This is a genomic window from Halomonas sp. N3-2A (assembly GCF_002216165.1).
Classification (GTDB): domain Bacteria; phylum Pseudomonadota; class Gammaproteobacteria; order Pseudomonadales; family Halomonadaceae; genus Vreelandella.
Genome location: NZ_CP022286.1, coordinates 62,647 through 76,043, shown reverse-complemented (window position 1 = coordinate 76,043; position 13,397 = coordinate 62,647). Strand labels below are relative to the sequence as shown.

General features: G+C 46.8%; 9 protein-coding genes and 4 pseudogenes. 7 read left to right on the top strand and 6 right to left on the bottom strand.

The features are described 5' to 3' along the window. Positions 1–333: 333 nt before the first annotated feature. A complete protein-coding gene (locus CEK60_RS00385; RefSeq protein ID WP_089037333.1) occupies positions 334–1,584 on the bottom strand; it encodes a hypothetical protein in 1,251 nt (416 codons plus the stop codon). 1,533 nt (positions 1,585–3,117) lie between these two features. On the opposite strand from CEK60_RS00385, the gene CEK60_RS00380 reads away from it, so the two are divergent. Continuing rightward, a complete protein-coding gene (locus tag CEK60_RS00380; protein ID WP_157697966.1) occupies positions 3,118–4,110 on the top strand; it encodes a ParA family protein in 993 nt (330 codons plus the stop codon). Further along, positions 4,110–5,159 (top strand): ParB/RepB/Spo0J family partition protein, encoded by a 1,050-nt coding sequence (locus CEK60_RS00375; protein ID WP_089037331.1) that lies wholly within the window; start codon positions 4,110–4,112, stop codon positions 5,157–5,159. Before CEK60_RS00380 ends, CEK60_RS00375 begins: the two co-directional genes overlap by 1 nt. A gap of 783 nt (positions 5,160–5,942) precedes the next feature. On the opposite strand, the gene CEK60_RS00370 is transcribed toward CEK60_RS00375, so the two are convergent. Beyond that, on the bottom strand, positions 5,943–6,515 hold the full coding sequence (locus CEK60_RS00370) for a replication protein RepA (RefSeq protein ID WP_157697965.1): 573 nt from the start codon (positions 6,513–6,515) through the stop codon (positions 5,943–5,945). Positions 6,516–6,893: 378 nt separating this feature from the next. Here CEK60_RS00370 and CEK60_RS00365 point away from each other — a divergent pair, with 378 nt between their 5' ends. From CEK60_RS00365 to CEK60_RS00350, 3 genes and pseudogenes are all read left to right on the top strand, one after another. Then, complete coding sequence (locus CEK60_RS00365; RefSeq protein WP_089037329.1) at positions 6,894–7,088, top strand: hypothetical protein; 195 nt, start codon at positions 6,894–6,896, stop codon at positions 7,086–7,088. Between the two features lie 307 nt (positions 7,089–7,395). Then, positions 7,396–7,632 (top strand): hypothetical protein, encoded by a 237-nt coding sequence (locus CEK60_RS00355; protein WP_089037327.1) that lies wholly within the window; start codon positions 7,396–7,398, stop codon positions 7,630–7,632. Positions 7,633–8,047: 415 nt separating this feature from the next. Continuing rightward, positions 8,048–8,264, top strand: a pseudogene (locus tag CEK60_RS00350) (transposase); the annotation flags it as partial. Between the two features lie 66 nt (positions 8,265–8,330). Here CEK60_RS00350 and CEK60_RS00345 read toward each other — a convergent pair. Continuing rightward, a pseudogene (locus CEK60_RS00345) lies at positions 8,331–9,501 on the bottom strand (IS30 family transposase). Positions 9,502–9,561: 60 nt separating this feature from the next. On the opposite strand from CEK60_RS00345, the pseudogene CEK60_RS00340 reads away from it, so the two are divergent. After that, positions 9,562–10,182 (top strand): annotated as a pseudogene (locus CEK60_RS00340) (transposase); the annotation flags it as partial. Positions 10,183–10,198: 16 nt separating this feature from the next. Then, positions 10,199–10,495, top strand: a pseudogene (locus CEK60_RS00335) (integrase core domain-containing protein); the annotation flags it as partial. A 3-nt stretch (positions 10,496–10,498) separates the two neighbouring features. On the opposite strand, the gene CEK60_RS00330 reads toward CEK60_RS00335, so the two are convergent. The 3 genes from CEK60_RS00330 to CEK60_RS00320 all read right to left on the bottom strand — a co-directional run bounded on the left by CEK60_RS00330 (position 10,499) and on the right by CEK60_RS00320 (position 11,919). Then, complete coding sequence (locus CEK60_RS00330) at positions 10,499–10,987, bottom strand: hypothetical protein (protein ID WP_089037326.1); 489 nt, start codon at positions 10,985–10,987, stop codon at positions 10,499–10,501. Positions 10,988–11,357: 370 nt separating this feature from the next. After that, positions 11,358–11,600, bottom strand: a complete 243-nt coding sequence (locus CEK60_RS22935; RefSeq protein ID WP_089037325.1) for a zinc ribbon domain-containing protein — start codon at positions 11,598–11,600, stop codon at positions 11,358–11,360. Between the two features lie 13 nt (positions 11,601–11,613). Beyond that, a complete protein-coding gene (locus CEK60_RS00320; RefSeq protein ID WP_089037324.1) occupies positions 11,614–11,919 on the bottom strand; it encodes a hypothetical protein in 306 nt (101 codons plus the stop codon). Positions 11,920–13,397 lie beyond the last annotated feature (1,478 nt).

Genomic DNA, 13,397 nt, shown 5'->3' with positions numbered 1-13,397 from the left:
CGCTAAAACGACTCGGCGTCGGTTCAACGTCTCACTTGAGCACCGTGGGAATCTTTGTTTTCGCCAGAGCGGGGTAGCGATCTACAAAGCGTATAACAACCAATGTAGCTTAAGCACTCAAACGTGTTTTCATATAAGTATGCACGTATTATCTATAACACGTGCATTAAATTTTCGGCAGGCCGAAAATTAGCAAAAAACGCGTAAATCTACAACGGCCTCTATCCATCCGAACCTGCATCGGCTCGATCACGCACGGGCTGCGGACCTAAGATAAGAGAAGTCTCGTTTGTGGCCGCCTAGCGATTCAGGGAGGAAAGCATTAGCTAAGCTCTAATTAACTAATTGAGAACGAAGTTGCCTGCGTGTCTGTAAAATTTTTGCACGTTTATGAGAAGCCTTCATTTCTTTTACTAGTGTTGGGCTAGCATACATACGCGCTTCTATATCAATAACACGCTTACCACGTTTGATTTCAACAAATTCTACGTGAGCTAACATTCCATCTTCAATTAGAGCTTTGATATCTGTACAAAATTTGCTACGAGCTTGTCCAACACGCTTATAATTGAGCATTCCTGTCATTTCTCGGAATCGGCTGAAGTACAATGAGTAAGGTGTTGAAGTAGAAATATTGCGCCCCTCAAGCACTATCAATTTTGCTACTGACTGCGCAACACTCGACTTTAATGTAGCTGTACGGTAAAGGTTAAACTGCTGATATAAGCCTGCATGTATACCTAAACTTACGATTGGATGAAATCGGACTGTCCAATAACCGTTTCGATCGTATCCACGAAAACCATTTTGCTTATACGAAATCAGCTCAGAAAGAATAGGAGCACTGGCGCTAACACCTTGATGAGAGCTTGCTTCAATAGATAAATTGCATTTGTGTAGAACATCTAGGGAACGACGTATAGAAGCATGGGTACGGCTCCTCCCCCAAGAACGCAACATTTCCATCAACTGATTGATAGTGAAATGTACACCGTAGCTTGGAAAACGCCCTAATTTTCCCCCTGATCGAGCCGGTGGATTGTTTTCAAGAATATCACCATTCTCCATCGCAATTTTTATCAACGCTAACTCGATCAGCTCATCGCTACTGTCCGGGTAACAAAATAGCGTTTGTTCTACCCCATTCTCTTCAACACGCACTTGGGCAGGGGTCATCTCGAGCGTATATCGTTCCCCATTGTCTTCAAATGTGTAATTAACAATATCAACTTTCTTAGCATCTGTACTGCTTGTTACACCTCGTATGTGGCCACAGTGGTAACGCGGTATACGTTCCCAAAAATGTAATAGATTTGATGTGTTCTCACGTTCTTCTACTGTGTTTGTAAGAGAAGACTGAAAGTCACGGAGTTCTTGGCCGCTAGCTGTTTTTACGATATCAACAGGGGTGGCGGCTTCATGCATTTTGAGCAATGGAAGGTCAGCAACGTCTTCTGGCTTGCCAGAAAGGGGAGGGGCCAAATCAAGTTCAAGATTTGCACTATCACTTCTATCGACTACATCGTTTTTGCGAGTCCCTTTTAGGCTGGCTCTGACTCGATTCCAGTCATCTTTACTTGACACACTGCCCTCCGGCACTTTGTGTTTTATCCTGAGCTGAGTGTAGGCTTGGACACTGCATATTTCTATGGATTATACGGCGCAATATGCGAATTAAATCTATTCCATCTACTACTCTTGGAGTTGTGGGATGTAAAAACGTTCTGTTTCTATGGATGATACGGTGCATTTTGGCTCGTGGCGAAGTCCTTCTATGGATGATGTGGCGCATTTTGGCTCGTGGCGAAGTCTTTCTATGGACGATATGGCGCATTTTTAAATTGTTTAGGCATTTCTATGGACGGCATGACGCATTTTTGAGTGTCCAATACATTTCTATGGATGGTACGGTGCATTTTGGCTATAAACGCCTGCATGGGAGCCATGCTGAAGGCATCTCCTTAAGATTTATACTTCTTTCACATATTTATGTGGCCCGTTGTTCAACAGGTAAAGGACTTAAGAAAAGGATAAAAGGATAAAAGGATAAAAGGGGAACGGCATCAGAGCCTTTAGATGAGCACTTCCAGCGGCATAATGCACTGTACTATCCATACAAACTGCATCACAGTATCCATGGTTATTGCGCGTTAGAATCCATAGAAAATGCGCCTCCGAATCTGTAGAAAGTCATCACTTCTGGAATTTTCTCTCAGATATGCGCTTTATAATCCATAGAAAATGCACCCTACAATCTATAGAAATGCGCTGCACTGTCTATAGAAACAACAGTATTTCATGAATATTGCGTCGCTGAATCCATAGAAACTCGCGCATGAGCAGCCAATCTACTCAGCTCTGCATAGGCCAGGCCTGTGGATAAGTGGTCGATACGCTACAGAATCCATAGAAAGTGCACCGTAGAATCCATAGGAGTGTTATCAGTAATCGCGGAGACTTCCATCTAAGCCACCGTATTGGATTGCGGAGGGTGGCTAGCGTCTACAGGACGTGACCTCTTATACAACCGTTCGCATTGAACCTGGCTGGAGGAGCGTGTCTGCTCCCCGGCTTGAGTCGCTAAGCGGCTTTACCACGTTTTAGGTTGTAACCGGTGCGTGACCGGCCTTAAACAGACCTCCATCGCAGAGGCTAGGTATCCCTGTCTCAACCACCATCGCTTAGTAGTCATCTGAGTTGTTGAGACAGCTTGTGCTTAAAGTTCACGCGCGCATTTTGAACCGTTTTTGAGCTCTCAAAGCGTTTTCTGCCTCTCTAGTAGCGGGATAGCGCTATCTGTTTGCGCTGTAGATTTGAGATTCGACCGCGTCCGTTTGAGAAAGCAAGGATTGGCGATCATGCGGCCTATGGAGTCGATAGTCAGATACGTCAAGTCCATACCTGCGCCAAGCACAATCGGGCGAGGGTTTATGCGAGGGCGGGTTAACTGGAGTTTTTTCTTGGGCTTAAGGCATTTTCCTAATGTTATTCATCCGGTGGCCAGGAAATATCTACAATAGGAAGAACAAATTTCTTCTTGGGGTAGAAATGATCTTCCAAAGCGTGCACCATTAATGGTGCACGCTAAACGCGTATAACTATTCAATGGGAAATCTGATGACTAAAAATAGGACAAAATCACCTCCTGTGGTTGTGTTTGCCAACCAAAAAGGTGGGGTAGGAAAAACAACACTCACGGTTCATGCCGCATGGATGGCCGCTGAAGCAGGTCTCAAAACATTGCTCATTGATATGGATGGGCAAGGAAATGCTTCTCGTACCATTCTAGGTAAAGAGGCTTTGGGGTTTGTTGCGAAAGTGAGGGAAGAAGCACGGAAAGGTGGCAGTGAAAAGCAGGGTATCGAACAAATTTTAATATCGTCTGATCTGGTGCTTTACGACTTAGAAAGCATTAACTTAAGAGCACTTACGGGGCCACCAGGTCTAGATATGATCCCCGCTTTTGTCAATGACCAAGTTCTAGCGGATTGCATGCGTCGCGAAATTGAAGTGATACCAAGGCCCCGCAATAATCTCAACCATTTTCTAAGTAAATATGGAAATGATTATGATCTTATATTAATCGATTCTCCTCCCCAGTTAGGTAACCTGCAAAGTGCATCAATCGCTATGGCTACTGATGTAGTTATTCCTATAAATGTCAGTGGCTTTGCCCTAGATGGTGTTCGTGGAATGCTTCCAACGCTTGCCACGATACGTGATGCTTATAATCCCGAGTTACGCATATCGGGAATATTAACCAATATGTACAACCGTCGTAGTTTATCCGCCCAGGAAACTCAGCAAGAGCTGATTACACAATATCCCGATGCAGTTATTCCCTACGAGATTGGTGTTCGTAGTTCGCTAGATGCAGCTGTATATAAAGGCATGCCAATTTGGTATCAACGGCGCACAGGAAGCGCTTTGACGGCAAGTAAAGAAGTCACAGAAGCACTTGCTGAAACACTGGCGCGTACTTCCCTAAATGAAAACGTAATCGAACGGTGGAAGGTTGGTACGAAAAAATACCGTTTTAACTATGCCACTACATCTAATCGTGTGATCCAAGCTATACAGCAAAGGCTCAGCCCTGAGGAGATTTCGTGATGAGTACTGACACATTTCTTGATCGTGATATGCTGGACTCCTTGTCTAAGAAATCCTCTGACGATCAGTTTAAAACGCAGATGGGCACTTTGGATCATATTAAACAGCAGGGCGAACTACAGAAAAGCGCCAAAAAAGTTAAAGTAGAAGATATCTTGGTCGAGCAGCAAGTACGCCAAAGTCCTGTATCTGAAGATGCTGTTATTAATTTAGCACAATCTATGGAGTCGGTAGGGCTTTTACAGCCTATCACTATATCGCCGCTTCCTGAAAGTGAGCGCATATCGTCTGGAAAACGCTATCGTCTGGAGGTAGGTGAGACGCGCTTCCGAGCTGCAAACGTATTGGGCTGGGATGAGATACAAGTTAATCTTGTAGAGAGGCCGGAGGATGTTGATCGTTTAAGGCGTCAATTAATTGAAAATATTCAGCGCAATAATCTCAATCCTATAGAAGTAGCTGAAGCAATTGAATCTATTAAAAGTCAATCCTCCCTTACAGGAAAAAAGCTTACATATACTCGAATAGCAGAAGATCTCGGCATGACGAGTTCTAATATTTCTGAGCATATAGCGCTTTTAAAATTATCTGAGAAAGTGCAAATTTTGCTTGTAAAGGGTAAGCTCAAAGATCGCAGAGCCGCAGTTCTACTTGATGAGATAAACAGCTTAAAGCCCAGTCAAGGAGAGTTATTAATAAAGAACTTTCAAGATGATAATGGAGCTTCGCGTGCTGAGCTTAAAAAAATTCTTCAACAGATAAAAAGTAAGCAAATTGCCCCTAGACAAAGCCATTCAACTACAGAAGCTGAAGTAGCCCGCTACCACTTCGAAAGGAAGCCAGCGAAAAAAATTAAGCCAGAAGAGATAGAATACATTGTTGAAGGGAAGTTGATTTCTGGAAAGTCTGTTCGTGGCACATTATTACAGGGATGGTTAGCTGAAACTGAAGGTAATGAACCAACAGGTACTCTCTGGATTCGCCAAAATGACGGCCAAACGTTAGCCTTAGATAAAGTGACAGCCCTCTATCAGCGCAGTGTTTCTTAGAAACACAAAAAATAGTTCCTAGCCGCGCTTACAGCTATTTTTCGGCATGCCCAAAAATAGCTGTTCAACGACCATCGACGTTACCTCTTGCTTCGAACTAAAGGTTTGCCAATCACAACGGCAATAAAGTTGTCATAGCAAAAGGCCACCACGGGTTAAGTGGACAGGTCGTTACAATTTTCTATATCAACGATATCCTCAGTAAAGAGGTTTGTTAAACAAGATAGGCAACGCGATGGTCATGAATTTCTAAAATTGTTTGTGGGTTCATGACCGCCTTTTCGGCATGCCGAAAGAATATACCGTTATATTGCGTTTTTATTCACGATGCAAATCGACCTATCGATATTGTCAGTATAAAGCTATGTATTTCTCAGAAAATCAATCTGCACCGTATGCAGCGCAGCTTGATAGCAAGCTAATTATTAAGATATTACGCTTTAGTTCCTAATCAAAGAGTGTTTTAGGCGAACCCCTATTTTATCTACGTTAGTATTGGCCTTCGGATAGACTGCTTGGACCCGCTTCAGCACCTTCAAAATCACGCTTGAAATTACGCATGCCATTTTCACCAGTATATTAAGTGCCAAATTGAGCATGCAGTTGGTGCCAACGCAAAATTGTTTAACTACACTTAACTCGGTACAAACGCTCGGTGAGCATTAGGTAGAGAGGTCTAAGGCCAGTGCAGACTCCCTTTAAAGCATGAAACGCTCGCATATCTACCGACACGGCATGTTCAGACGAAACTTTCGTAACACCTGTCACTGAAAACAATGCTTTCTAGCCACATGGTTCGTCACTCGGATGATTCCGGGCCCCTCTATGACATCGCCTTTCAGCGTGTAGGCCTTGTCTTGAACGCTGTAGCCTAGCGTGAGCCAGAACGCTGCCAGCGTCTGAACCTGTGGTATAGCTAACGTTACCACCATCCGTTGAAGATGTACCCAGTGTGCGAAGAAAAGTAGAAGCATTGGGACCACCGCTAATTTCTGGCGTGCGCTGGAGCAGGGCTTCATTGTTAAAGTAGGCGAAGATCAACCGGGCAAAAGCGCCATAGGGCAGCGGCTGATCAACAAATTGTTGACCGTCCCATAGTGAGCCTACGCCGATTTGATTAGCCATGCTATCGCAAAACTGCGTATGGCGTGTTGTATCGGTTTTGCACAGGGGTAACCCCTGTTGACACAAAATTGTGTGCATGTAGCCGATACCGTAATGATCGGGCACCGACTCCTGGATTTTCTCAGCAAAGCCTTTCAGCGAGGTGAGCAACGACTCATCCAACGCTGGAGGACTATGGGCTCCTCGAAAGCTGGCGGTGCGTATGCGACAACGCAGCAAGTCAGGAGCCACTGGCGCAGTTCCGCTTACCCGCTATAGCCATAGCCATAGCCTTTCAGGCAGCGCAGCTCTAACGGCTCAGGCATACCCGCCGCGATTATGCCCCTGGCTTACCCGTATCGCTCGCTAAAGAAGGCAGTTCCAATACGCCGCGAGCGAATCACTTAACGTGGCATAGCTTGATCACCGTTGCACTACGGAACGGTGATGAGCCAACCGTAAGCTCCTCTGAACTGAGCTGGCAAGAATTAACGCTCAGTAAAGAGAGTAAGCAGTCATCGAGATCGAGAAAGTAAACAGTATTACAGTATTACAAAATTACGATACATTTAAGGGTGCTATTCAATCATCCACTGGCACTACCAACAACACAACAAAGGTTTAACGCTAATGAGCAATCACTACAACAGCTGGAAAGATAATTGGGATGACGATGATAACGACGATATATGCGAACTTGGCGTGCTGTTACTGCATCGACCCGTATTCCAATGGCGACTCGAAAAAGCGGATGCGACCGTATCCGGCAGCGTAATTGAGCTCAATCCGTCTACGAAGCAGGCACCCAACAGCTTTGCGCTGTAAGTGACGCCAGAAGAGCGAGAGTCGAACCCTGGGACTGGCCAGTACGTGTTCATCCAGGCGGGCGATATCATCGACAAGCGAGGAGTGGCCATTATAGATAATGAGCAGGCGCTTGGTTTGTGGGTGAACCATCGTTGCCAGGACTCCGAACGATGGTTCATCCAGCCGAACAAGGCCCTGCCGTCACGTTCATCGAGCCGCAGCAAATTGTGGGGTGAGTCGTCCAAAGTCTTCATCTTGGCTAGCTGGCGTTATGTGAGATGGGCGTGAATATGGAAGCAAACGGTCATTTGAAAGATTGGGGCGTGTGTTCCTGGTGGATGGTGACAATACCAGTCCCGCGCAGGTGACGTGTCTGGTGATGATGATGGATATTGTGGTGGTGACGGATAATGGTCAGGCCAGTGCTGAACGTTGGAAAGATCTATTTGGAACCGTCACCGAGGAGAGGCTGCTAGTGGTAGAAAAGCAGCCTCAAGCAGCGGATATGTCGCTTGCCTTTGCGGCAGAGGGAGCTTCTAGTCCGATGACCCAAGATGCGTAATGCCTCCTGGATAATCTGTTCGCGGGACCACGACTGTTCAAGAGTTAGCGAGCTGCTTAGGCGTTAAAGAGCGTGTCCAGGTAGCCATACAGCCAACAAAAGTGACCACTCCCACCAAGCAGGCATCACCACCAGCGAAAATCCAAAAATACTCAGCTCGCGTATCCGCAGGGCAGTGGCTTAAGAAAAAATGGTGGTTGCCCGTTTTTGTTCAGCCGGGTAAAACTCTGGTGAAGTCGGTTTTGAATGTCATCCAGATGTGGGAAAAACGCTTATAGATCATGAGGAAATGAGTAAGAAACTCACCAACATTGGTTTTTTATTTGAGGCGAACAGTGTATAGGTCTATGTAGTGGTTCAATAAAACCGGACATCAACATAGGTGGTAATATGGCCACCAAAAGCGAGGTGTCTGATGACCAAGAGACGACGTACTTTTTCGCCTGAATTTAAGCAAGAAGCTGCCAGGCTGGTACTGGATCAAGGCTACAGCTATCCCCAAGCTTGTAGCTTGTAGCTTGTTGGGTGTCGGTGAAAGCGCCCTTCGACGCTGGGTTCACCAGCTTGCGGACGAGCGTCCAGGAATAACGCCTAAGGGCAAAGCGTTAACCCCATAACAGCAGCGTATTCAGTAGCTTGAGGCTCGCTGGAAACGTCTTGAGATGGAAAAAACCATCCTAAAAAAGGCTACGGTGAGTTCAACCGGTCAACGCAAATATGTTTTGCAGCTTCTCCACAGGTGTCAGGTAGTCGAGCGTTTTCCTCGGCCGTTCATTCAGCTTCCTGGCAAATTCAATTTAACTGCTCCTGGGAATAGCCCGATAAATCAGTCTTTTTCGGGAAATACTGGCGCAACAGCCGATTGGTGTTTTCGTTGCTACCTTGTTGCCAGGGGCTCTGCGGGTCACAGAAATAAACCTGCATGTCGGTCGCAAGCGTAAATTTCCTGTGGTTACCCAGCTCACCCCCTCGACCCCAAGTCAGGGTTCACTTCAATTCCTCGGGGAGCTGGCCGATCTCCCGACAAAGCGCCGAAACAACGCTTTCCGTATCTTTGCCACCGACATGAACCAGCATCGTAAATCTAGACTGCCGTTCTACAAGCGTCGCAATATGTGAATTCTTGGATCCTGATATCAGGTCTCCCTCCCAATGGCCAGGAACAGCCCTGTCTTCAACCTCTTTTGGCCGAGCACGGATAGAAACTAAATCTGAGATGCTGGTGCGGGATTCTGCCTCTTCAGAGCTACTGTGCCGTGATCGACGCATACCGCGCCTTGATCGGAGGTGTTTAACAAGCTCTTTCTTCAGAACTACTCGAGCTTGAATAAAGAGACTTCGGTAAATCGTTTCATGAGACACATGCATCGACTTGTCATCCGGGAACTGGCGTTTTAGCCAGCCTGCTACTTGTTCTGGAGACCAGTCAACGCTCAGCTTTTCGGCAACGGCTGCACGAAGGGACTCATTCAATGCGAGAAGACATTTTTTCGGACGTTTCGACTGGGTCCAGGCACGCCGATCTGCCACGTTCGCCCTGTACCGGCTTCTTCCTCCGTTCCGACTTACCTCTCGACTGATGGTTGAGGTAGACCGTCCAATCGAGTCGGCGATCTGAGTCAATGTCAGTCCCGCTGAGATACCTCTTGAAATCTCTTCGCGCTCAGAGCTGCTAAGTACCCTCGCTGACCTGGAACGTCCCATCGGGGCAATACCACCGTGTATGGCGAGCATTCCAGTAATCGATCCAGCATGCTTTCCAAGGGCTCTTCCGATCTCGCTAAGCGACTGCCCTTTCTTCCATCGAGCCCATAGCTCCTGCTTCTGCTGGTAGGTCAGTCCCCTGGTCTTTGATACTTGCTTCGGCATTCTGAAAGCCCCGATAGTTACCAGTGTGCATTATGTTGCACTGACCGATTGAATCTACCGATCCAGACTCAAGTGGTCTCGGCACCAGGGGAGCTGCGCGATCTGTCGAGGAACATGGCGCGAATACAGTTGCTTCGGGCGCTGGCGGCATGGCGTCCCGATTTGAACGGGTACCGGGATGTCACGATGGCTTACCGCATCGCCCTAAAATCCCTCGCACGCCGCTACCTGGAACTGCACGACGAGCTTGCCGATTTGTAGGTCATGATCAAGGCTATCGTCGATGAGCTGGCACCAAAGTTTGTGTCGCGAACAGCAGTAGGCTACGAGACGGCCCCACAGCTACTGATCATGGCAGGCGATAATCCGGACCGCCTTGGCTCAGAAGCCAGCTTTGCGGCGCTCTGTGGCATTAGTCCTATTCCTGCCTCGTCAGGTAAGACGCAGCGGCACCGGCTCAACCGGGGTGGTGATCGCGCTGCCAATAGTGCGCTGCATATCATCGCCATCAGGCGGCTACGTCTGGATGCCGATACTCAGGCATACATTGCCCGGCGGGTGGGAGAGGGTCACTCCAAGCTGGAAGCCATCCGATGCCTGAAACGCTATATTGCCTGGGAGCTCTATTATGTGCTGCGCAGCCGTCATCGGGAGATCAATCAGACGCAAATCGCCACTTGACACTTAGAAGGGCGTCCAGGGCAGTCGATATGCAAGCCGCAATTTCCGCCAACGACTTTGGCGCTATCGAATGAAACAAAGCATGAGCCGACGTGGCTACTGCTGGGACAACTCGCCGACGGAAAGGCTGTTCCGGAGCCTGAAATCAGAGTGGATACCGGCGTGGGGATATCGAAATCTACCTGAGGCCAAGAAAGACGTTAGTAGCTATCTGATAGGTTACTACAACCAGCAGCGCCCTCACTCGTTTAACGATGGCCTGCCTCCCGTGGTTGCTGAGAAAAACCTTAAATTAATGTCCGGTATTAGTTGACCACTATACACAAAGATCTTTGCCAGGGGGCTGTTCTGCTGGAATCGGGCTAACTAAGGCAATGGCGAAAAGATTGTGCTGGCGAGAGTAATGGATATTTTTGTCACTTTCTTTATAGTACATGAGGAAGTTGCTATTGTCGGTCAAGCTCTGTACAGCCTCATAGAAGCGATTGCGAATAACTTCAGTTGCATGTTCTGGGCTATTGGCTTCACTAGTTGGGACAAATGCAAATGCCCTATCACGTTGCATCATGCCAGGGCCAGATAGCAGCGCCGACACTAGGCCAAGCCCCAGTGACGCTCCACCTGATAAACCAAAACCAGCAGAGCTTGAGAGCGATAGCGCCGTGCCAGCATCATTCGATAGGTCGCTCATCATCGAGCTGTATTCGTCTTCACCTTGCTTTGTATCCCGTGCTTCGTGTAGACCACCCACCATAGCGAGGTTGTAGGCTCGGCTGTTGCTTTCGCTGTAATTAGGATCCCCCATAAGGTACGCTGGGTGTGCCAGCACAGCCCGCTAAGAAGGTGAGGGCGGTTAATGAAGATGCGAGGGTGAGCGTTTTCTTCATTTCTCTAGTGCTGAGTTAATGAGCCCAAGTCATACCAATATGTTAACTCAGCAATGCGATTACCAAAATTTAATTGGTACGGCTTAAACGGTACAGTGACGGATTTGGCATGCCCCGACCACGAAATTAGAGATGGTAGTGGTGGATTTCCTGGTTCCTGCTTCGTTGTCAGTTGCCTTCAATGCCTTGGCATTGCCGATTTTATTCAAACTCCACAGGCGGGTATTTCCGAGTGCTCCTCGGTATGATATTTAAACTCTTATCACAAGCTAACATCGCGGTGCCTGCTTATAAGATATTGCGGGCGGCATCGAGGTTTCGATCAACACCTCGGTTACCATAGCAAGGGCAATCCCTGCGACTAGTGTCGATAGGCATTTTCTCAACCTTATGCCCACAGCTCGCGTAGGTTTTCGAGATGGAAAACCCCTGATCAATGTTGACCAGCTGCTTACCCTCCGCCCTTGCCTTGTATGCCAGATTTTCGATTCGCCTGCTCCAGCTGGCATCGACAATGTGTTTGGCCAGCATGCGGTTTTTACTTTCAAAAAGTAAAGCTGAACTGGGTGTGCAGATCGCCTGGGTCGTCGTCGCTATCACCCAGTAGGACGTTTTGTAGCGCTGTCACCGACTGAAATAGCTCTTCGGCACTCTCTGACGTGAGCGTACTGAACCAACGCCTTGCCACGGCATCCCCTGACACGTCCCAGCACACATCGTGCCCGTGTAACACCAGTACCGCTTCGCTGATGGTCCCGCACTTTTCGCAGGCACAGTAGCGAAGCTCTGCATCGCATTTCTGGTTAACTTGTGTGCTTAGATCAGCGCTTGCGCCGCATGAACATTGCATCGTTGTTCTCCTATCTTGCTAATACAGCCCTTGCCGTTCGAAATGCTGCCAGCCACCGAGGGATACACGGGCGAGAATGTAGAGAGGGATCCCGAGTTATGCACTCTTCGGCCTCACGCACCTGCATAGCCAGCTTATAACGCACGTTCTACCGAGCTGTCCAGATCAGTGTTGGCGTTGGGAATTCCTTGCTGTTCTGCCCGCGCCAGGAGGGTTTGGTTCACATTGTCGAGTGCCTGATTTTGCTGGCTGATCGAAGAATATGTAAACGCCCCTAAACCGATGATAGAAACTGCCCCTACACCTACTGCATTACTTAATACCGTTACGGTTTATTTTTGAAATTTCAAATCGACAATAAGTGGTTAGAAAATAAAATATAATTAAAAAAGTGCATTGCTGCGGAAAAAAAGAAATTAATAAAATCCACGCTACTCTACTAAAAGAGATTATGTGCCTAATTGTAGTGCATAGGAATTTTATTTCAACATGCCGATTATCACTGATGACGTAAAATCCAACTAATGAAAAAAGAACGTTTGTAAAATACACCGATTATTGAGATTGCAGCACTCTAATAACCAGTGCTGTATTCCTGGGTGTCTAGATTCTTCATTTAGAGGTTGCTCTTAATGAATTGATATTCCTACGAAAGTTTTTAAATAATATGGAACAGCAAAACATCGTCGATTTGTTTAATACAGCCCGTTGATAACTCTTGCATAGCCAATGCGAATACATGGGAACCACACCTAACCGCTATCCAGTGACTATTGTGACTAGCAGGTATGATTGTATAGAACGGGCACTGGAGTGATAGCAACTCTTCAAATGTTTTAATATCAAGTAGAACACATACATCACATATTTCTTGGACGTCACTCCATAGAGAGTGAACCAGGGACATACGTTTTGTGTCGAGCAGATTGGGATGTAACAACGCCTCATACAGTAGTTTAGATGCTGATTCAGTTAATTGTTAACTTAACGTTTGATAGATTACAGTAAATGCTCGTTATTTTCATCGAGCGATTATATCAGTGTTTTTAAATAATGGTGGGACGCTAGGATACCCTTAAGTGCATCCTAGAGATCAGTAGCGCAGTTTGATGGGGAGAAAATGAGTAACTCGGGGAGTAACACAGCGGATACAGGCAGTCCTGAAAATACGGCGTGATTAGAGACTCGATAGTTCAGTCGTATGTTTGACGATCTGCATCTGCTTTATATCGGTTGGATATATCCGTAGCTGATCACGGGGTTTGGTATCGAAAATAACGATTTCAGCATCATTGTTCAGAAAGAGTTGGTCAGGTTAAAATCCTTTAGGATGAGCTCTCAGAGCGATAGCGTTTTTCACTGTTGTAAAAATCAGTCAAAAAAATTGTGTGGCAATTCGTTAATGTACTGGAGTTGCTCCGTAGTAAACAATCGACTTCGAAAAAAGCGATAGTCACTGCTAGGATCACTATTAGCAA